We start from the raw sequence: 20594 nt of genomic DNA on the forward strand, positions 1-20594 counted from the left end.
GTCAGCCTCCCAGCTCGTACATCTCGACGACGTTATAAACGCCGCCGAATTCATGCTCCAAGGCAAACGCTGAGCCGCTACCCGCAGCGAAAACACCGGTGTCGACCTGCACCATCCGGTCGTGGTCTGCCACAACCCACTGCGGAGTGAGCACTCCCACCGGGTCCAGATCCGGTCTCGACGGTTGAAGGGGGCGCATCTGAGAACGGCTGGCCGCCTCGCGGGCGGTGAACACGTTGATAGCCCCGGCGCCCAGTTCCAGCAGGCCCGACAGGATGCCTCCTCCGGTGCGGCGGGAGAAGATCAGTTCACAGTCGAAGGGGGTGTCGTCGATCCCGTTCGGAACGATGTAACCCCCGGCGCCGGTGGCGACTCCGGCCGGCAGGGTTTCGAACCCCGGCCGCGAAAGCTTCTGGGCGTCGGTCAAATCGAGGTATTCGGGCACGGGGAACTGGTCCGTGACTACCGTTGCGTCCGCCAGCGTCGATGCTGACGTGACAGCGATCGTGGGAACAGGGAAGTTCGTCAGCCCCTCAATCCCGCAGAATCCCACCCGTTCCAGGTTCAGGCCAAAGGGGATGCGACGCTGCACATAACTCATGCTGGAGAGAGGGTGGACGGGGTGCGCAGCGCCCTCGGCGGGCGGCACAACGTTGAGGGAGACGAGGGTCCCACCGGCCGGAAGCTGGTACGACCAGTAGGAGTCGTTGGCCAGGTCTTTTCCCACCAGCTCCGCCAGGTTCAAGCGAGTTTGCTCGATAGCGACGTCATCGCCCCACGATTCATCGACGTCGACGCTGACATCCCAAAACAGGATGCTGAAGGAACCATGGCCCTTGATCCGCCAGCGGTCGGGACCCCAGACGGTAAGGCTGAGATGCACCCCGAAGAGTTCTCGGCCGCGGTACTTGAGGGCAGCGCTGGCTCGCACGCCGGCTTCAAACGAGAACGGCGAGAGATGGATGAGCGCATCGAAACCGATACTTGCTTCGAAGGAGATGGGGCCGAGTTTGTATCTGACCCCCGCATCGACCCCGAATTGCAGCGACCCGGAGGCGATGGCGAAGTACCCTCGAATCCACGTTTTGATTACACCGATGTCGTAAGTGGCGCCGATCCGGTCAATGGGCGGCAGGTCGTCGGGGATCTCCTTGAATGAGGGATGAAATCCGCCGGCCGCAATCAGGAAACGGGATTCCGGACCGGTTCGAATGGAGATGGCGATAGCGCCCTCGATCTTGGTGGGGCCGAATCGTGAGTCGCGGAGCCGGGCGAACAGGCCGATATCCACCCCAGAGTCACCGATACCGATGTGTCCCACAAAATCACAGATGAGTTGCAGCCGGATGGCTTTGGGAAGATCCTCAAAACAGACAACCGACAGCCGCCCGAGAATATAGAGGTAGGAGAACCCCTCCGCCGGTCCCGCGCTGTCCCCGACGGGAAGGATGAGGCCCAGCCGAAGCGTACAGAAATAATCGGATCCCCAGCTGGCTTCAGCCATCAGCCCGATCACCTGGGTGTTGGGGCGGGCCGGGAAGACGGTCTTCAGAGAGGAGATGATTCGCGGTGCGTCGGCCACGGGATTGGCGGGGAACAGCACGTCATCCATGGCTCCGCTGGGCAGCGCCTTCATCAGCGCGGATTCATCGAAGTCGTGGTTGATCCCCAGGATCCCGCCGACCGCGTTTAGGGTAAATCGCAATCCCATCTCGAGGCCGCCGGGGAAACGCGCGAAGACAAGGATGAACAGGGAGAATTTGACGGGGTTGTCGGGGCCTCCCGTCGACAGGATGGCGATCGCGTTCACCGAGAAGCGAAGTTTCGCGAGGTCGACCGCCAGCTCGAATGCGCCGGCGAACTGTCGTGCCTCGGCATCGAGCATCAGGAATCCGCCGCCGGAAATTACCTTGCCCGCGACTCGGACGCCGATGCTGGTCGGCGGGATGAAATCGATGCCCGACGCCCCAGCCAGGGCGATGTCGATGCCGAAGTCGCCCATCGACGCTGCGAACGGACCGATAGAGAATCGGCCAGCAGCCTGCACCGTCAACCGTAGCGCCTGGTTTCGAACCGCCAGGCCCACATCGACGTAGTCGACTTTCACCGTGCCAAAGTTCTTATGCGAGAGGAGGCGTGTGGTGAGACCGGCCTCACCCTCAAAAACTACATTCCCTGGGGGCGACCATTTCAGTGCGCCATCAAATTTGGCCTCAAACTTCTCCAGCCCGACGGCAGAGAAGAGGTCCTTGAGGCCGGGCAGAAGTTCTGCGAGATCCAGGACGACTTTGACGCCGCGAAAGGGGAGGATCACAAACTGCTCAAGGCGGGATGCCTCGAACCCGAGCCCGTATTCCACTACCTCCAGGCGCGTGTGCTCGGGATGCCCGGCCCGGATCGCGGGAGAGAGTTCGGTGCCTGCTGCGGTGAATTGTGAACCGATCGTGACCGTGCTGTCGGCGGCGCCGATGTAGCGGAGTTCTTTGCCGAGGATCCACCACAGGTCAAGGAACCCAGCACCACTGGCTGAGGTCTTCAGGGTAAATTTGACGTCATTGCGGGGAGCGAAGTCCAGCGTGTTCTCGAAACCCGCGCTGAGCCGGAGGTGGATTCCAGGACCCTCAGCAGGGTCGTCGAAATAGACGAAGCCCAGGTCGAGGATAAAAACGCTTTCATCGTTGGTGCTTTTGCGTTTGATCCCACCTCTAACCCGGATGATCGCAGATCTGGCGAACAACGACTGGAGCTCTGCGGGCGTATCGGGGTCTGGCTCCCACCCCAGTTTGAAGTCGACGGCGCCGCTGAAATACGGAGTGCCCTCCTCGAGCGCTGCGAGCTCTACTTCAGACTTCTCAACGAATTTGTTCACCAGCAGGTTGGTTCCGATGGCAAACGCGGGAATTCCAAAGCCCCCGATGGCCTCCACCGCGCCGGAGCTGGTCGCGGCGGTACTCGTTCTGTTGCCGGTGAGCCGATCAAAGATTGCGAGAGGGTCGAACCGTGGCACCTCCTCGACTTTTTCGTAGCCGAGCATAATCACCCTCAGGATCGCCCACGCAAGTGGAGACTGCACACGCATCTGCTCTGTTGCTAGGACGCCGACCATTTCGTAAGCGAAGTCTGCCACCGAGCGGGCATCCGAGGCGTAGCGGTCCTGGACCAGGACGGTGGCTATCTCGGTGAAGAGTTTGCCCTTGTCGAGAAGGTCCATAATTTGGTCATCGAGAGCCAGGTCCTTATCACTTTGTGCTTCGGCTGCGGTGAGCCGACCGCTGACCTCGCCCAACTTCGCTTGTACGTCGGCGACCGAATCCTCGTTGTGGGGCGCAGGCGGAAGACCGAGTTCGGCTCGCAGCGCGGCGAACGTCGCTTCGTCCTCGATTATTCTGCCAAGAAAGCTGACGATGGACTGCGTAAACGAAATAAGTGTCCGGACCGGGCTCGGAACTCTGTCAACCATGGGAGGGCCTCGCATTGAACAGTGGTTTGGTCGGCGACGGGTCGAGGGCAACGGTGACCTCGGTGTTATTCGCCCCCGGAGAGATGGCGGCGGTTTTCCCCATCGGCTTTTTCGACTCCAGCAGCGAATCGATTTTGTCTTCGGGGTAATTCTGCTTCGTCGTTGATATCAGTTTGTGGACCGCTGAAACTTTGCCGTTGCCTCCGCCAGCGAAGCTCACAAGTCCCACGTTGTTGGTCATCACAATGTCGCGTAGCGGAGCGAACTGCGACCGGAGAGCCTGACTATAAGCATCCGCAGCCCTTGTCGCCCTTTCCAGTCCCGCCCCCGCAGCCATCGCCTCGACGAAAAAGGGCTGTAACCCGTCCAGGGCGGTGGAAAAGGCAAGGCCACGGTCCCGGTCCGACCGTCCGTCGTGCGCCTGCTGCTGGCGAAACCACCAGTCGGGTTCCGCGTTGAGGGTTGTGCCCTCCGGCCAGCCGTCGGCGAGCAGGATGGCGGGGGCGTCGTGCATCCGGTGCAGGCGGGCGACGGTTGGCCGTTTGCCGTCGGGAATCTTGATGTGGCTGAAGGCGTCACGAGTGAAACCGAAACCCTCGGTGACGGGGCCAGCCGCCCATTGGTTCATCCAGTGGTATCCACGGTAGATCGCCTCGATGGTTGGTTCAAAAACGTTGTGGGCGGCGCTGGCCGTCAGCTGCACGATCCGCCCGGTCTTACGGGACGCCTCTCCGATAGTGCTGTCCCATTCCCACCAGTCGACGAACATCGATGTCCCGTAGTGAACGTCACCCCCGAGCACAACGCTGCGTCCATAGCTAGCCAAACGACTGAGAAGCTGGTGTTGTCCGGCCGGGTTCGAGGGCCAGGTCTCGGTGTCGACAAACGCGGCGCCATTCGTCCGCTTCAAGGCAAGTTTCAGCGCCGAGTCATTTTCTCCCGGCCGGGGATTCTGGGGATCGTTGTCTTCCTCTGCGTGCGAGAAACGGTAAGCGTCAAAGGCCACCATCGCCAGCGGTACCACCATGCGCTCGAACAGGTCAGGTCCCAACGCAGGCGTCGATGCGATGACAAGCAGAAACTGGTCTCCGGCCTGGCCGGGGCCCTTCGGGATCTGGAGATCGAGACTATCGCCAAGGAGGAAGGCGGGAGCCGTGCTTCCCACGGGGAATGACCGCCGGGTGCGGCTGTCGAGCACCTTCACCCGGTAGAGGGACCCGGGAGCTTCATAGTGGAAAGTCGCGCGTTTGTCGTCGCTCACCGTTCCTGAAAAATCGAGCAATTCATCGAGTTCGTCGCGTGCAGCAAAATCGCGGCCGCGCGTTGTAGCCAGGTACCGACCGGCAGCCTGGAGCAGCCAGCTGTTCGGGTGGGCGGGATCGTTGAAGGTTGGCCAGTCCGAACCCCAGGCCTGGAAAAAGGTGTAGACGACAAGTGCATTGCGCACGATGCTGCGGCCGAGAGGCCTGCTGTAAACGCGGCGATGCCAATTTTCGTTGAGATTCCAGTCGTCGGTGACGTCGTGGTCGTCGAAGATCATATAGGTCGGGGTATTGGCGAGAACCCGCGCGACTTTTCCGACGGTGGCCGCGAAGACGAGAACCCGCTGTCGGTGCTGCGCGAACTCCGCCCCCGCCTTCTTTTTCAGCCGCGAGGTCAGGGTAGCCAGGTCGCTGGGCTGATCGCTTTTCTCCCCGTACAAGGCATGAAGATTGGTCAGGGTGAAAGGCGACGGGCTGAGCGCGGTGCTGTAGACGGCGTCCTCGGTGCCCAGCGGCCGCCACACAAAAGGACTCCATGCGGTGAGGTAGGCGGCAGCGTACTCCCCGACCGTGAGCAGGTGGTTCTGGGATTCGACCGAGGTCAGTCCGCCGTCCGTGCGCACCATTACCGTGCGGCGCATTGGGGGAGCCGTCTGCATGTTGATATTGGCCATTCCAGGGCCTGGATTACCGGGGGCAGGAAGTTCTTCCTCGCCGGACGCCCCGCCAGTGTCCCCCATTAGATCGGTGGCGAGCCCGTGATACATGGGCAGGATGCAGGTGGGAACGTCGTCACCGTAGATTTGGTCGCCCGTCAGGTACAGCTGCTGGATGCGCTCGCCGCTGCGGTCGATCTCGTCGCCAACCAGGTCGTCGAGCCAGGCGAGCGCATCACTTCCCGGGGCGTGGGATTTGCGACAACTGGTGTGTGCAATCCGGATGTCACCGAGAATCGCCGCGGGTACAACAAAGCTGGGCAGGTAGTCGGTCTCGTACCCCAGGGCGTACGACTTCGGCGCCCCATCCCAGACCCCACTGACCTTTCGAACGGTGGTGTCGCCGGCGGGGTCATCTTCGAGGAGGTGGAGGCCCTTCAGTCCGATCGGTCCACCATTCGCGGTGGTGATCACCACGTCATAGGAAAAGATGGCGCCAGGAGTAAAGACGCCGTCGGCCCGGCTCAGTGCAATGTGCAGGTGGGGGCCCATCCGGGCACTAGCGACGATGCCCACCGCGATGTGAGTACCGGCGGTTACGGTACCGGCTCCCGATGATTTCTGCCGACCGTCGAAGATTCGCAGTTCAACGGCGGCCGGTTCGCTGAGGGCGACCCAGACGGATGCCGAAGTGCTGTCGACGCGGCGAACTACCGGGCCGGCCAGTAAGAGGGGCAACCCTGCCATCGGGACTCCTGAACCATTCGCTTCGGACACGCACGATCTAGAGCATCAGGTAATGGTGGAAAAGTAGCACCGGTCTGGTTTGTAAGCTAGCCGCCAGCGGTGCAAAACCCCGCCCTTTAGGTAGCGAAACCGCGACGGTCTGCCCTCCACGCGGCAACGCGGCCCCGGCTCGTCGAGAACAGCGACGAGCGAGACCGCCTTGCGGTAGAGCAGATTTGTGAAGTTATCGACGGCGAGGTCTAGGCAGGGTTCGCCGGTTCGGAGCATGTTCGATAAGGCAGTCAGGATGGTGTGCTCGAGCCCGACGACGGCTTTGATCGGACCGCGGGTGGCGGCGATGCCGAACCGAGCTCCGCCGAAGTCATCAACGCGTGCGCCCACGACCACATGTGTAGTCACGACCACATGTGTGTAGTTCAAAGCAGGGTCCGTCCCGTCGGCCGCATGTTCAAGGTGTTCCCTTCGCGATCCCACAGCGTGATCTGTTGCGGGCCCTCTCTGGGCCATCGACGCTCCCGTAAATAGTCGCCGCCTTCCATAGCGCAAGCACTATTTCCGATGGGTAGAGCCGTCACAGTGAGACGGAAATCCCTCGGTCCGCTGAAAGCACTTCGGGATAGCAAATGGCGGGATTGCCCTTTGGCCACCAGTTCCCGATTGGGTTTGCACCAATTTGCCAGCCTGAAAGCTGACGAGGCGTGATCATCTAGCCAGTCTCCAGCAAGTGGTCCAAACATCGTCTCTAGCGCTGAGGGCTCGGAACGCGTGTCCAAGCCCGGATGAAGGCCTGGCACCGGCCTTTCATCCGAGCAGAGCCCGAGCCTCCAGCACATGGAACGCGGACCAATCAGGATGCCGGTGCGACTCAGGAAGTCAACACTCCCGCCCTCGCCTCTGTCGCGCCGTGCACATCGCCGACATCGGCGCCACCGGTGCAGGTCAAATCACGTCAAGTCCGAACCCGCGTTGGCCGGTACCGCACGGCGACCGCCCCCGACCGGAACTCCTGGCGGCCCAGAAGCTCGAGCTCGATGCGCTCACGCAGACCGGCAAGCAGTGTCGGCCCGTGTCCGGCTAGGACCGGCTGCACAAGGAACTCGTACTCGTCGATCAGGCCCAGATCAACCAACGCCCGGGGAAGCGTCACACCGCCGACCCACAGGCCTTCGCCTGACTCCTGCTTGAGCCTCTGAACAGCTTGCCCCACGTCGCCTTGCACCTGCTCGGCATTCCAATCGACTTCGCTCAGTGTGCTCGACACGACGTATTTCTGCGCCCGGTCGATGGTCTCGGCGAACGGCTTCTGCCATTCCTCCATCCAGTCCGGCCAGGCGCCTGGGGCCGGTTTCCGCCAGGCGGACTCCATCATCTCGTAGGTCACCCGGCCGAAGAGCAGGGCATCGGCTCGCTCCAGCTGAGCGGTCCAGTATCGCATCGACTCCTCGTCCGGGGGGAGTCCTGCCTCGTGATCGCAGCAGCCGTCGAGCGTGACGTTGATTGAGTATCGGAGTGGTCTCATCTCGTTGCTCTCCTTTGATCCGCGCCCCGCGTTGGACCGACCGTTCTTAACTGGTTGACGGACTCGTTTCAGATCGATGTACTAAATAGCGCTCAGCGTATAGCGCCGTCGTGATGCGAACCAGACCGCGGACCAAGCGCGCGGTCGATCGCCATCACCGGCGATTTTCGGTCCCGCTCGGCGGCACATGTGGGAGAGGTTGAAATGGGCCATGGGACCGCTCAAAGCGGCCTCCCAAATCCATCATTTACCCATCTAATTCATCTCTATTTGACCCAAAACGATGGGCTACAATCGGAGGCAGTGAACCGCCCGGTTCCCTGTAAACACAAGGGAATCCGAGGGTTTTCGGAGACATTCGGCAACGACTAAATTAAGGCCAGAACCTTCAGGGGGTCGCGGGTTCAGATCCTGTCAGCCCGACCAAATGTCCCGGAGACTCAAGGGTTTCGGGATTCTCAGGGTCAATGAAAGGACAGCCTGCTGATTTACTCGGGGTCAAGAGGTGTCACGATTGCCGCGAGTGAGGGCAGCGCTTCTGCACCTTCGACCGCGCGTCGGCTGATGATGCGGGCGCTACGGCCGAGGCCGGCGACGGCCTCATCGAACAGGTCCATATCGATGAGCTGAAGTCGACTCAGGTGCTCGGCGTTCGCCGGTGTGACCGCGGTACCGATTACCTCGAGTGCGCGGCTGGATCCGGTTCCTGAACGGATCACGTCGACCAGTTGAGGGATGTCCACGCCGAGCTCGGCGGCGATGCTGAGAAGGTCATCGATATTCTTCTGGTTGGCCATGAGCATCGCGTTATTGACGAGCTTGCCCACTTGCCCGGCTCCCGCAGCTCCCATGTGAGCGACCTTCGCGGAAAACGACTCGAATATGGGCCTCACCTTTTCGACGGTCGTGGCTTCTCCGCCCACGATGGTTGTCAGGCGTTTGGCGACCGCTCCGGCGCGTCCTCCGCTGACCGGCGCGTCGACGACATGGATATCGCGAGTGGCGGCGAGTTCAGTCATCTCCACTGCGAAGGCAGGCAGGCCCGTGCCGTGGTTGACGAGAGTGCTTCCCGGCCTCATGGCCGCGAGCAGTCCACCCTCAACCATGATCTGTTTATTGTCTTTGTCCTCGCTCAGGCAGAGTCCGACGATGTCGGACAGGGCAGCCATCTCTGCTGGCGTTTCGTGCACAGTGTATGGAACGCCCTCGAGGGCGCTGAGTGACTGTGGCCGCCGTGCCCAGACGTGAAGGGGGTAGCCGGCTTCAGCGATAGCGCGGGCGATGGGTGCGCCCTGGTCTCCGAGGCCGACCCAGCCGACGTGTAGCAGTTCTGTTGATTCCAACATCTTGATTGCTCTCAGTGCTCAGCGCACCGCGAGGGACGCGAGATCCCAGATGCGGTTGGCGGCGTCGGTGTCGAGGGCGTAGTTGGCGACGGAGTTGACGAGTTCGGTGACGTCGCTGGGGCGCTGGTCAACGATCTTGGCTTCCTGGTTGTCATTGAAGTACCGGCCGCCGATCCCGTCCAGCTGCGGACTCGTGGCGAGAAGCAGGGTGGTGGACGCGCCCTGGGCCGGCGACTTCTGGAGATCGAGTGGTGTGGCCAGCTTGCCGTCGACATGTCGCTGTAGTGGAGTCGAGATCGCGCCTGGGTTCAAGGTGTTGACCGTGATGCCGTCGTCGGCCCAGCGGTCCGATGCTGCGACGCCGAACAGGATGACGGCAGTTTTCGACTGCCCGTATGCCTGCGTCGGGTCGTACGGGCGGAACCGGAAGTTGATGTCGTCGAAGACGACGGGGGAGAAGAGGTGCGCTGAGGAGGACACCGATACGACGCGCGCGCCGTCGGCTTCCGCGAGAGACTTCCGAAGCCCCACGGTGAGGGCGAAGTGGCCGAGGAAGTTGGTGGCGAACTGAGCTTCCCACCCGGCATGATTCACGGTGCGGTCCTGAATGGCCATGACGCCGGCGTTGTTGATGAGCAGGTCGAGAGGGCCGCTCCAGTTCTCGACGAAACTGCGCACGGAGTCCAGATCCGTCAGTTCCAGCGGTCGCACGTCGATCTCGGGGTTGCCGGTTTCGGCGGTGATCTCAGCGGCGACCCTCTTCCCAGCTTCGATGTTGCGTACGGCCAGAGTCAGGGATGCGCCGCGGCGGGCGAGGGTCTTACTGGTCTCGATGCCGATGCCGGATGCGCCGCCGGTGACGACGGCACGGCGGCCGGTAAGGTCGATGCCGGCGCTGACGTCATCGGCGGTGGCCTTCGCGTCGAACGGCGTGATGATTCGATTTGTCATTTCGCACTCCTTCTGGTGGGCCGCTGTTTGCGACCTCGTTATGCCAGCATCTTCTGTTCTGCGCTCTCATCCCGAGCCCGGCTTATCCTGGGGTTCGCAGGGCTAGTGAAGTTGCGCCTCAGCGATCTACGGTGTTGAGATGGACAATCACCAGGCGCTTGGCGAATACTTGCGAGCTCGACGCGAGCAAGTCCAACCCGAGGACGTCGGATTGATCGGGGGCGGGCGGCGACGAGTACCTGGCCTCCGACGAGAAGAGTTGGCGATGCTCGCGGGCATCAGCGCGGATTATTACCTTCGCCTTGAGCAGGGACGCAACCAGACCCCGTCGGCCCAGGTGCTCGACGCCATCGCCGCGGTGCTTCGTCTTGACGCCGATAGTACGGCGTACTTACACGCCCTCGTCAGCCCGCAAGGCCCCGCGCGTCGCCCAACGCGCCGCGTCGAACGGGTCCCCGCCGGTACACTGCAGTTCCTCGATGCGCTCCCGATGCCCGCATTCATCCATGACAAACGCTTGACGGTTCTCGCCTCGAATACCCTGGCCGCTGCTCTCTCAGGCAACTATCGGCCAGGTGTAAACCTGCTGCGTGCGATATTCCTGGATCCGGCAGAGCGCGACCTGCATCGCGACTGGGATCGAGCTATCACGGAAGCTGTCGCCGGCATACGCGCCGCTGCAGCAACCAAGCTTGACGACGCAGAGCTGAACGCGGTTGTTGGTGAGCTCTCTATCAAGAGCGAATCCTTCAGGCGGTTATGGTCGCGCCATGACGTTCACCGACGGACGGGCGGTATGAGCCTGCTCGAGCACCCTGAGGTCGGACCTATGGAACTGCGCCATGAGAAACTAGCCATTTCCGGGACTGATGGGCAGACTCTCGTCGCCTACCACGCGGAACCAGGCAGTGCATCTGAGCAGGCGCTCCAACTGCTCGGTAGTGTGACTGCGACCCGGGAAACCAGCCGGACTCTCGGGCCCATATAGAGGGCGGCAAGGCCACGTCGAACCCGAGGATTTCCGGACAACCCCACCGTCGACAGCGCCGGTTCGTCGGACCATTGCACTATGGCCGTAACCGTTTTCATCGTGGACGATGATGCACAGTTCCGTGATTTGGCGCGGAGAATACTTACTAGCTGGGGGTACCAACCCGAAGGTGAGGCTGGAGGCGTGACCGAAGCTTTGCAGAAGATGGCAGGATCATTCCCTGAAGTCGCTCTTGTCGACATCGGCCTCCCCGACGGAAGTGGCCTGGAATTGAGCACGGTGCTCGCCGGCGATCCGTGGCGGATGCGTGTAATTCTGATTTCGTCTGACGGCGACGCGATCTCATCGCAAGAGGCCATGGAAGCCGGGGCGGTCGCGTTTATTCCCAAAGCCGAAATGTCCAGCGCGCTTCTGCACTCCATCATCGGCGACGGATATTCACGATGAGCACAGCGTGAGACGCAACGATATGTCCGATGGCGCAGATCCCGTGGACCGTCGCGGCGCTGAACAGTCGGCTGCCCGGTTGGGTATCGAGGAACGCGCGTTGGGTGACGTCGCCGAGCTGATTGCCGGCGCGGGGGCGGACGTTGACATCGTTGCCGCCATCGTTCGCGAGGCATCACGGCAGATCCGAGACCTGCCGGTGACTCTCACCCGTTTCGTGGGCGAGAGGGAATTGCTTGTGATGGCTTCTCCCAGCGGGCCCGCCAAGCCAGGCTTGCGCATAGTTTTCGAGGCTGGCACACTGCCCGACCGTGTGCTTCGCACCGGCTTGCCGTTCCGAGTCGACGACTATCGGACCCAGCCTGATGCGGAGATGGCCGTCAGGTTTGGGATCGCCGCGGGAGTCGCAGTGCCCATCATCGTCGAGGGTCGGGTGTGGGGGATGTTCAATATCAACTCGGCGGTCGGGCCATTGCCGCCCGAGACCGAGGCCCAGATCACTGCGTTCGCGCAACAGGTGACCGCCTTGTTCGACAGTATTGAGGCTCGCGATCAGCTTCGTACGGTGTCGGAACATGACGAGACGATGCGCTCGATCCAGCAAGACGCCGCCGGATCGTCGATCACTGAAGTCGCTTCGCGCCTCGTTGCCTACGCCGCGAAGCTGAACGGGATAGAGAATGCCACCTTGACACTGAATGGCGGGGTGGTGGTATCTGCGGCCAACCCGATCATGTCGATCGCGAACTCCTCCATCCGTCAAACGCGACTTCTCGCCTTTCCTGTGACCGCACACCAACAGGACATCGGTGTGCTCACCGTTGGGACAACCCTGCCGGAGCTGCCAGGCCTGACATCTCGATGCCTGAATGACCTGAGCGAAGTGACCGGAAGAATATGCGTGGCCAGTGCAAACCGCCGTCTCCTCAGTGTTCTTGTCGACGAGCAGGCGTCGCTCCGGCGCATCGCGGAATTCGCGGCACGTGGAGTGTTGAGCGCCGGACCTGTGGACGACATCCTGACCGCGATCTGTCGAGCAGCATCGGACCAGTTGAACGGGCAAGAGATCACGCTGCTGCATTTTGAGACAGCCGACACGATCGTCGCGGTCGCTACCTACGGCGGACCGGTTCCACCCGGGCTTCGAGTAGTACACCCTCCGGGGTCACTGTCCGATCGAGTCGCGCGCACTCAGGAGACCGTCCGCGTAGACGATTTCGATGAGTTACCCAGTGCTGAGATCGTGCAGAGATATGGCATCCGCTCTGGCGTTGGGGTTCCTGTATTCATTGAGAACCGTCTGTGGGGAGCGTTCGTGGCTACGTCGCAGGTCGGTCGGCTACCCCCCGAAACCGAGGGCAGATTAGAAGGCTTCGCCAAGCTGACGTGGGCTGCCATCGCGAACGCCGAAGCTCGCGAGACTTTACGTCGTCTTGCTGATGAACAGACTGCACTTCGCCGCGTCGCGGAACTGGTGGCGCGCGAAACAACGCTTACCACGGTGTTCAATGCGGTCGTGGAGGAGATAGCTCGGGTCCTTGACGCATCATCGGCGGCTGTGATTCGCGGTCCAGGCGGTGGGTCGGATGCGGGGGTTGTGGTGGCCGAGGTGAAACCTCAGGCCGCTGCCGGGGCTCACGTTGCGGAGGTGCCGATTCTTGTCAATGGAGAGAACTGGGGCACTCTGGGCGTGACGTCGGATTCGCTGAGCCAGACAGATGGGAGGGATCGCCTCAAGCCATTCGCAGATCTGTTGGCCGCAGCGGTGACGAACGCCGACCACCGGGACGGACTGACGAGGTCCCGCGCGCGTGTGATCGCGGCAGCTGACGAGGCGCGACGACGCCTCCAACGCGACGTCCACGACGGCGCACAGCAGCGGCTCGTTCACACGATCATCATGCTCAAGCTTGCACGCGACTCCGCCGGCGTGAGTGGGGACGTCGCAGATCTGATCGCTGATGCATTGTCACAGGCGGAGGAAGCGAATCGGGCACTCCGCGATGTCGTCCGAGGGATCTTGCCCGCAGCACTCACCCGCGCCGGACTCTCGGCAGGCATCAGGTCGCTAGCGGCCAATAGCCCGATTCCGGTCGATTTCGCCCTTGACGTGCCCCGGCTGCCCACATTCGTCGAGACAACGGGGTACTTCACCGTTGCGGAAGCGATCACCAACGCCGTCAAACATGCCCGAGCCACCCGGATCACGGCCACCTGCGCGCTCACACGGGGCGGTGACCAACTCATTGTCACAGTCGAAGACGACGGCGTGGGCGGCGCCGACCCAAGCCGCGGGACAGGACTCACCGGTCTTGTCGACCGCATCGAAGCCAGCTACGGAACGATTCGCATCGAAAGCCCCGCCCACCAAGGCACTCGAGTCGTCGCGCGCATTCCAATAAATCCAGCCGACCAGCGGTGATGTCCGATCCCCGTGGATCAGGACCGCTGCGTGGTGAAGAAGCGCACGACGGCCTGGACCCGGCGATGGCTGGATGACTCGGGAGCGAGGTCCAGTTTTCGGAAGATCGACGTGACATGCTTTTCGACCGCCGCGTTGCTGATCAGAAGGGTTCGTGCGATCCCGAAGTTCGATTGGCCTTCGGCCATTGCCTCCAGGACCGCCAGTTCGCGGTGCGTGAGTAGAGCGAGCTCCGGCGGAACTCCGTGGGGGCGAACCATTCGAGCGACGATGGTGGGGTCCAGAGCACTGCCACCGTGCGCAACGCGAACGACAGCGTCGGTGAAGTCGTGGACGTCGCCGACGCGCTCCTTGAGGAGAAACCCCACACCCTCGGCGCGGTCGTCGATCAAAGCGAGCGCGTACTCGGGGTCGTCGTATTGCGTCAGTATCACCACGCCCATCCCTGGGAGGCGGTGTCGAAGTTCTATCGCAGCCTTGAGCCCGTCATCACCCTGATGGGGAGGCATGCGGATGTCCACGACAGCCACGTCCGGACGGTAGGCCAGCGTCACATTGAGCAGCTCTACCGCATCTCCCGCTTCCGCAACCACATCGAGGCCGGCGTCGCTGAGCACACGAACGACACCCTTTCGAAGGAGGAGGTCATCTTCTCCCACGGAAACTCGCACCGCTCGGGCCGCTGAAGAATCCATATCGATTTAGTCAGCGTTGAGTGAGAGCGGGAGCAACGCGCAGGTCGCACCGCTGACAGCCGAGACGAGGATTGGGCGAATAGCCGATGACAGTGCCGTGAGTTGCCTACTCATTTTGAGTCCGTGTCCGTCGGGCAACCCCACATCGCGGCGAACGACGTCGGGCCTGTGGTGCGCCATCTGTTCTGCGCATTCGACACTCTACGCATCTCGCTCCCGACGCGATAGACGAATCCAGACGTCGACCTTCTCGCTAACCCGATTCCTACAGCGTGGCGCGAGGGATCCGGGTGGTCCGTAGCTCAAGTACGCGGTCCGGCCTGAAACAGTCAGTAGTCGGTTCGGGACTCCTTGATGATGACAAGCTCGGTTTCCTCATTGGCCCATGCGCGCAAGGCGGCATCCAGTTGTCGCCTGAGCCATTCGGAGCTCTGGGCGTCGCGGGGGAGGTTCTGCAGCTGCGTCATTCTCTCGTCGGGTGATCCCGTCAGGTCAGTGACGGTGGATTCGGTTTTCATCGCGTGTCCTTTCGTTCGGCGTCGGTGGTTGCAGGCAGCTTAGGACGATTTCATGAAGCATCCGCGGCGGCGTCTTGCCCTTCGATTTGTGCTTCTAATGCTCGGATTCGTTCTCGGAGAGGAGTGAGTTGCTGCTAAATTTGAGCGAGCGTGAATCGTCGTGGGATGTGTTGGGGGCAGTTCCAGTCGTAGGCGGTGACTGAGACGACTACAGCGGCTTCGATGACTGCGTCGTAGCCCGCACTGCTGAGTGTCGACAGGAGTGTCGGGTCATCCTCTGCCCGGACGACTCGCGCCATCCCGAACAGCTTCAGGCGCCGGCGCTTCGGGTAGTCCATGGCGATGATCGCGACGCGGTGATCCCCGGCGAGGTTGCCGGTGGAGACGTGCTGCAGGTTGCCCCTGTACTCGGGCCACGCGACGGTGTGCTCGTCGAGTACCGAAATGAATCCTGGCGGCCCTCCTCGGAACTGTACATACGGCCAACCGGTCTGGCTCACCGTTGACAGGTAGAACCCGTCGCGTTCGTCCAGAAAGGTCGCTTCTCGAGGTCCGAGCGGATCTGCTGCTGCAGTGTGATGCCCGTGTTCAGTCATTCGGGCGTAGAACTCGGCGCTGCCATAGTCCTGTTGCACTCGGCGGACATCGTCGGTGAACGCGATGCATCCGTACTGACGGCTCATGGCTCGTCTCCTTATGGTTGCAACCGTCGGGCTTCTCGACGGCGGAGTCCAACTTTGGCCCGGTTTGCGCGGGGACCCGTCTTACCTGCCGAGACGGTCACCTCTATGGTCAGCCGACCGAAGCTATGGCCTCCCGGACCAAGTCCACGACCTTCGTCGGGTGCGAGATCCCCACGACGTGGGACGCGCCCGGGACCTGCACGGTTTTGTTCGCGCCGGCCCGGCCAGCCATGGCTTGGTGAGCCCCGGCGGGGATGTTGCGATCCAATTCGCCGAAGATGAAGTAGCTCGGAACGGACTGCCACAGGGCGTCGCCGCTCAGAGCGTCGTTCAGGCCGCCAGCCGTCACCGGTCGTTGTGTGACGGACATCGTCGCGGCCTGGTCTTCCGAGAGGTCCGCACAGAACTGGTGCCAGTACTTGTCCTGTTGGATGTACAGGTCCGTTCCTCCCGAGGAGAGCGGAACCTCGACCAGGGTCTCTGCGAGGGTGGATCCGGGCACGAGAGCCGATGCGGTCGCGGGACTCTCACCGGATTGCAGGGCGAACCCGGCGACATAGACAGCGCCGATGATGTCACCCGCTGCCGGGTCAACCGCGGTGAGCACGGCGCCGCCGTAGGAGTGTCCTACGAGCAAGATGGGGCCGTCCAGCGTCCTGATGAGGTCGACCAGCGGCGCGGCGTCGGCGGCGATGCCGCGCAGGGGATTGGCGTAGGCGATGACACGGTGGCCGTCGTCGCGAAGCGGCTTGATGATGCCGTTCCAACTCTCGGAGTCGGCGAATGCCCCGTGGATGAGGATGACGGTGACCATGGTAATTCCCTTCGTTTGTTGGGTTTTGTCGAGGTTCATAGGGTCGGGCACGCTCGTCGTGAGCCGTCTGCTACGAAGGGTCTTCGAGGAATCGGAGAAGTTCCCGATTCACTTCCGCGGTGTGGGTGACGGGGTTGATATGGGGTCCGCCCTCGATCTCGACGTAGCGGGCCTCCGGCAGCGCTTCGTGGGCGCGGCGGCCTTGTCCGTCGATGGACAGGATGCGGTCGGCGGTGCCGTGCACGAGCAGGGTGGGTACGTCGAATCGCTCAAGGTCAGTGTGGAAGTCCTCCAGCCAGGTCTGCGGGCACGCCCACGTGGCATACGGGGATGCGTCCGCTCCGGTCGACCACATGAACCTGACAGTGTCTTCGCTGACACGGGTGCCCTGGTAGTCGTCGAGGTTGAGAAAGTTGCCCATCATGCCGGTCAGCCACGCGAATCGGTCCTCGACGATGGCCTGCTGCGCGCCCTTGACGCCCGCCTCGTCCACACCTTTGGGGTTATCTGGACCCTGCGCGAAGGTCGGCGTCAGGCTCTCGATGAGGACGACGCTCCGCAGCCGGTCTGTGCCGAATCGGCCGATGTACCTCGCGACCTCTCCGGTTCCGAGCGAGAACCCTACGAGGGTTGCGTCCTCGACGTCAAGGGTCCGGAGGAGCACATCGACGTCTGCGCTCAGCGTGTCGAAGTCGTACCCGGTAATCGGAGCACTGGAGCGCCCGAACCCTCGGCGGTCGACGCTGATGACACGGTAGCCGGCGGCGAGCAGTGGGTGCAATTGCGGCTCCCACGACCGGGCGTCGAAGGGCCAGCCGGCGAGCAGCACGACTGGCCGCCCGCTCCCGTGATCCTCAAAGTACAAGTTAATCGGTGTCGAGTTCTCTTCACCGACGGTGATGGTGCCCATTGAAACTCCTTTGCTCGACAGGTGATCTTCCATTGAGGTTCCACCTTCCGCAGGCACCGCCGTCCTCCGGCCGTCCGGAGAATTAATCCGGGAAACCCCACAGTTGGCCGAATCTTTCCGTCTCAGAATGGGCAGCGAGTCCGAGACAGGTACCGAACCAGACGAGGAGCTTGCGATGCCAATAATCACCACATCCGACGGTGTAGACATTTTTTTCAAAGATTGGGGGGCGGGCAAGCCTGTCGTCTTTAGCCACGGGTGGCCGCTCACCGCTGATGCGTGGGATGGCTCGGCGAAGTTCGTTGCGGACCACGGCTTCCGTGCCATCGCCCATGACCGGCGCGGCGGCGGCCGATCCGGCCAGCCCTGGGCCGGTAACGATCTCGACCACTACGCCGACGATCTGGCGGCAGTCATCGAATCTCTCGACTTACATGACGCAGTGCTTGTCGGGCACTCCACCGGCGGCGGCGAAGTCACCCGCTACATCGGTCGTCACGGGACGAGCCGCGTCTCCAAGGTGGTGCTGCTCGGGGCGATCCCGCCCCTGATGCTGAGGACTGATGCCAACCCGGAGGGATTGCCCATTGAACCGTTCGACCAGTTGCGATTGAGGCGTCAGCCTTGAAGTCGTCGAAGATCGTTCCGAACGCGACGTTGAAGGTCTACCCGGGCGCCCCGCATGGTCTCACGGGCCCGCATGAGCAGGAGTTCATGAACGACCTGCTCGAGTTCCTGAAGAGCTGAGACAAGCTTCCAACCCGCACGTCACTGAAGTCACTCTCAAGTAGCAAAGGCGGTTCTCCATGGCTGACAACATCACCCACCCGGCCGACGATCTCGCGAAGGCTCTCAAGCGGACCGAGATACAACACGTCGCGTCGTCAATTCCGGGACGGGACATTGTGCAGGTTCTCACCGAGATCCCAGCGGGAGTCGAATCGGGTTGGCACACACATCCGGGGGAGGAGGTCGGCTACCTCCTCGCAGGCCGTGTGCAGATGCGCATCGAGGCACAGCAGTCCCTCGTCCTGAATGCGGGAGACGGGTTCCTCATCCCTCCCGGGACGTCCCACAACGCGCTGGATCTAGGCCCGGACACCGGGCGCATGCTCTCCTGCTACATCGTGGAGGTCGGCGCACCCGTCGCGTCCTTCGTCGACGACCCCACCACACCATGACCAGCCCGCTGGGTGGCATCCCACTGCAGCGTGCGGTGACGGGACCTCTCGACGTGTCCTACGTCGATATCGGTCCCAGAGATGGAGACCCGGTGATCCTCCTGCACGGGTGGCCGTACGACATCCACAGCTACGGCCCCGTCGTGTCACTCCTCGCGGAGGAGCACCGGCGAATCATCATTCCCTATCTCCGAGGTCACGGCGAAACCGTCAGTCTCGAGGACGCGGGACGATCCGGACAGCAAGCCGCCATCGGCGCCGACGTCATCGAGCTGATGGACGCGCTGGCGATCGACCGCGCGGTTCTGGCGGGATTCGACTGGGGCGGACGTGCGGCATGCGTTGCCGCTGCGCTCTGGCCCGAGCGCTGCGCAGGACTCGTGTCCGTCACCGGCTACCTGATCCAGGATGTCGCTGCGGGCGTCAAGCCACTGCCGCCGACCACCGAGGCGGGCCTGTGGTATTTCTTCTACTTCGCAACCGACCGCGGCCGAGCCGGGCTCGAAGCGAACAGACGCGAGATCGCCCGCGTCGTCTGGACGCGAAACTCGCCCGAATGGGCTTTCACCGACGCAGACCTCGACCTTGCCGTAGCTGCGTTCGACAACCCCGCCTACGTCGATGTCGTCATCCACTCATACCGGCACCGGCTCGGTCTGGCCCCAGGCCATCGGCGCTACGTCGACCTGGAACGGTGGCTCGCAACCGCCCCCACCATCAGCGCACCGACCGTCACCCTGGACGGGGGCGCCGACGGAAACTTTCCGGCCACCGATGGCAGCGGATACGCTCAGCACTTCACCGGCACCCACCGGCATCGTATCGTGCAGGGCGCAGGCCATAACCTTCCTCAGGAAAAACCGGAAGCGTTCGCCGACGCGATTCTCGAGGCCGAGTTCTTGGCAAAGCGAGAACAAACGTGACCGAGCACGCATCCACCAAACGCGCCGTGCCACGCATCCCTCTGAATACTCTCGCTAGCAGCTTCGGGGTTACTGGCTTGGCCGCTCTCTGGTCGGCGATGACAGCCACTCTCGATCTGTCCGCCATGATTCCGGCGGTGCTGTGGACCGTCGCGGGCGTCACCTGGGGTTGGCTCATCGCAGCACATCTTGTGCGAGGGTCCCGAAGCCCCGACACGCTGCTGTCTCAGCTGAGGCAGCCCGCCCAGGGCCCGATAGCGGCCATCGTTCCGACGGTCGGAATGCTGTTGGGCGCGGAGCTCTACCTGATCTGGCCGGCCGGCGGTTTCGTACTTGCGCTCATCGCGTTCCTCGTCGCCTTGATGTTTGCCGGGTGGATCCTCGCCTTCTGGCACACCGGCCACCTCAACCCGGAGGCTTTCCACGGTGGGTATCTGCTCCCGACAGTCGCCTCGCCCCTTGTCGCATCTGCGGTCGCGGCGCGCCTTGGTTTCCCTTTGGTCGCCGAGGGGGCCTTCGCCGTTGGGATATTCTTCTGGGCCGTGCTGGTCACCGTTCTGCTGTCGCGGCTGGCGTTCTTCCCGCCACTACCCGACCCACTCACGCCGACGTTCGCGATCCTCCTCGCGCCACCCGGCGTCGCAGGTGCAGCCTGGTTCGCGATGAACGGCGCCCACGAAGACTTCGTCTCCGTGAGCCTGCTCGGTCTGTTGGCGCTCATGGCGGTATTGCAACTCTTCCTCATCCGCATTTACCGCCGCCTGCCGTTCTCTTTGGGTTGGTGGTCTTTCACGTTTCCCGCCGCATCAGCCGCCGCCTACGCGATCGAGTGGGCGGCGATGTCGGCGTTCCTCGGCTGGGAGGTGGTCGCGTTCGTCGTCGCTACAGCCGTTACTGCGCTCATCGGCGCCATTGCCATCCGCTCCGTGCTTCTCATCAGCTCAGTCCAACGGGGTTTTCGGCGGGCTGAGCAAACTCTCCGCCGCGCGGACGACGCAGCTCAACGGCCCGCCCGCCCGGACGCTGTTCACCAGGCCGGACCATCACGCTCCGGTAAGTCATGATGCGG

General features: G+C 62.6%; 19 protein-coding genes. 8 read left to right on the plus strand and 11 right to left on the minus strand.

Translation table 11 applies throughout. From position 1 onward, the window contains the following. Nucleotide 1 precedes the first annotated feature (1 nt). The 6 genes from CTB96_RS09915 to CTB96_RS09940 form a co-directional block, all read right to left on the minus strand. A complete protein-coding gene (locus CTB96_RS09915; protein WP_110126764.1) occupies nt 2–3460 on the minus strand; it encodes a DUF6603 domain-containing protein in 3459 nt (1152 codons plus the stop codon). Then, nucleotides 3453–6125, minus strand: coding sequence for a DUF7800 domain-containing protein (locus CTB96_RS09920; RefSeq protein ID WP_110126765.1), 2673 nt, complete (start codon nt 6123–6125; stop codon nt 3453–3455). Before CTB96_RS09920 ends, CTB96_RS09915 begins: the two co-directional genes overlap by 8 nt. A 45-nt stretch (nt 6126–6170) precedes the next feature. Beyond that, complete coding sequence (locus tag CTB96_RS09925; protein ID WP_146215788.1) at nt 6171–6506, minus strand: hypothetical protein; 336 nt, start codon at nt 6504–6506, stop codon at nt 6171–6173. 568 nt (nt 6507–7074) lie between these two features. Next, nucleotides 7075–7644: a dihydrofolate reductase family protein gene (locus tag CTB96_RS09930; protein ID WP_110126767.1), complete on the minus strand. Its 570-nt coding sequence runs from the start codon at nt 7642–7644 to the stop codon at nt 7075–7077. A gap of 488 nt (nt 7645–8132) precedes the next feature. After that, the gene (locus CTB96_RS09935) at nt 8133–8990 is read right to left on the minus strand and encodes an NAD(P)-dependent oxidoreductase (RefSeq protein ID WP_110126768.1); all 858 of its coding nucleotides are present in this window, start codon (nt 8988–8990) and stop codon (nt 8133–8135) included. 18 nt (nt 8991–9008) lie between these two features. Beyond that, nucleotides 9009–9941, minus strand: coding sequence for an SDR family NAD(P)-dependent oxidoreductase (locus CTB96_RS09940; protein ID WP_110126769.1), 933 nt, complete (start codon nt 9939–9941; stop codon nt 9009–9011). Between the two features lie 139 nt (nt 9942–10080). Between CTB96_RS09940 and CTB96_RS09945 the strand changes: the two genes are divergently transcribed. From CTB96_RS09945 to CTB96_RS09955, 3 genes are all read left to right on the plus strand, one after another. Further along, nucleotides 10081–10929, plus strand: a complete 849-nt coding sequence (locus CTB96_RS09945) for a helix-turn-helix domain-containing protein (protein WP_110126770.1) — start codon at nt 10081–10083, stop codon at nt 10927–10929. 81 nt (nt 10930–11010) lie between these two features. Further along, entirely contained in the window at nt 11011–11379 is a 369-nt protein-coding gene (locus tag CTB96_RS09950) for a response regulator (RefSeq protein WP_110126771.1), read from the plus strand. 7 nt (nt 11380–11386) lie between these two features. Then, nucleotides 11387–13801, plus strand: coding sequence for a GAF domain-containing protein (locus CTB96_RS09955; RefSeq protein ID WP_146215789.1), 2415 nt, complete (start codon nt 11387–11389; stop codon nt 13799–13801). A gap of 17 nt (nt 13802–13818) precedes the next feature. Here the strand turns inward: CTB96_RS09955 and CTB96_RS09960 are convergent, their stop codons facing one another. From CTB96_RS09960 to CTB96_RS09985, 5 genes are all read right to left on the minus strand, one after another. Next, entirely contained in the window at nt 13819–14496 is a 678-nt protein-coding gene (locus CTB96_RS09960) for a response regulator transcription factor (RefSeq protein WP_110126773.1), read from the minus strand. 329 nt (nt 14497–14825) lie between these two features. Further along, on the minus strand, nt 14826–15014 hold the full coding sequence (locus tag CTB96_RS09970; RefSeq protein ID WP_110126775.1) for a hypothetical protein: 189 nt from the start codon (nt 15012–15014) through the stop codon (nt 14826–14828). A 134-nt stretch (nt 15015–15148) separates the two neighbouring features. Continuing rightward, on the minus strand, nt 15149–15697 hold the full coding sequence (locus CTB96_RS09975) for a pyridoxamine 5'-phosphate oxidase family protein (protein ID WP_110126776.1): 549 nt from the start codon (nt 15695–15697) through the stop codon (nt 15149–15151). Between the two features lie 109 nt (nt 15698–15806). Beyond that, a complete protein-coding gene (locus tag CTB96_RS09980) occupies nt 15807–16511 on the minus strand; it encodes an alpha/beta fold hydrolase (protein WP_219993250.1) in 705 nt (234 codons plus the stop codon). Between the two features lie 70 nt (nt 16512–16581). Further along, nucleotides 16582–17421, minus strand: coding sequence for an alpha/beta fold hydrolase (locus CTB96_RS09985; protein ID WP_110126778.1), 840 nt, complete (start codon nt 17419–17421; stop codon nt 16582–16584). Nucleotides 17422–17596: 175 nt separating this feature from the next. Here CTB96_RS09985 and CTB96_RS09990 point away from each other — a divergent pair, with 175 nt between their 5' ends. Genes CTB96_RS09990 through CTB96_RS10005 form a run of 5 tightly spaced genes read left to right on the plus strand, consistent with a single transcriptional unit; the run spans nt 17597 to nt 20589 of the window. Further along, nucleotides 17597–18049: an alpha/beta fold hydrolase gene (locus CTB96_RS09990; RefSeq protein WP_219993251.1), complete on the plus strand. Its 453-nt coding sequence runs from the start codon at nt 17597–17599 to the stop codon at nt 18047–18049. Then, nucleotides 18046–18168: an alpha/beta fold hydrolase gene (locus CTB96_RS21025; protein WP_282433131.1), complete on the plus strand. Its 123-nt coding sequence runs from the start codon at nt 18046–18048 to the stop codon at nt 18166–18168. Before CTB96_RS09990 ends, CTB96_RS21025 begins: the two co-directional genes overlap by 4 nt. A 59-nt stretch (nt 18169–18227) precedes the next feature. Next, complete coding sequence (locus CTB96_RS09995) at nt 18228–18602, plus strand: cupin domain-containing protein (RefSeq protein ID WP_110126779.1); 375 nt, start codon at nt 18228–18230, stop codon at nt 18600–18602. Next, on the plus strand, nt 18599–19525 hold the full coding sequence (locus CTB96_RS10000; protein WP_110126780.1) for an alpha/beta fold hydrolase: 927 nt from the start codon (nt 18599–18601) through the stop codon (nt 19523–19525). The genes CTB96_RS09995 and CTB96_RS10000 overlap by 4 nt, the downstream gene beginning before the upstream one ends. Then, nucleotides 19522–20589 (plus strand): SLAC1 family transporter, encoded by a 1068-nt coding sequence (locus tag CTB96_RS10005; protein WP_219993252.1) that lies wholly within the window; start codon nt 19522–19524, stop codon nt 20587–20589. Before CTB96_RS10000 ends, CTB96_RS10005 begins: the two co-directional genes overlap by 4 nt. The last annotated feature ends 5 nt before the right edge of the window (nt 20590–20594 follow it).

The organism is Cryobacterium arcticum, from assembly GCF_003185895.1.
GTDB classification, from domain to species: Bacteria; Actinomycetota; Actinomycetes; order Actinomycetales; family Microbacteriaceae; genus Cryobacterium; species Cryobacterium arcticum.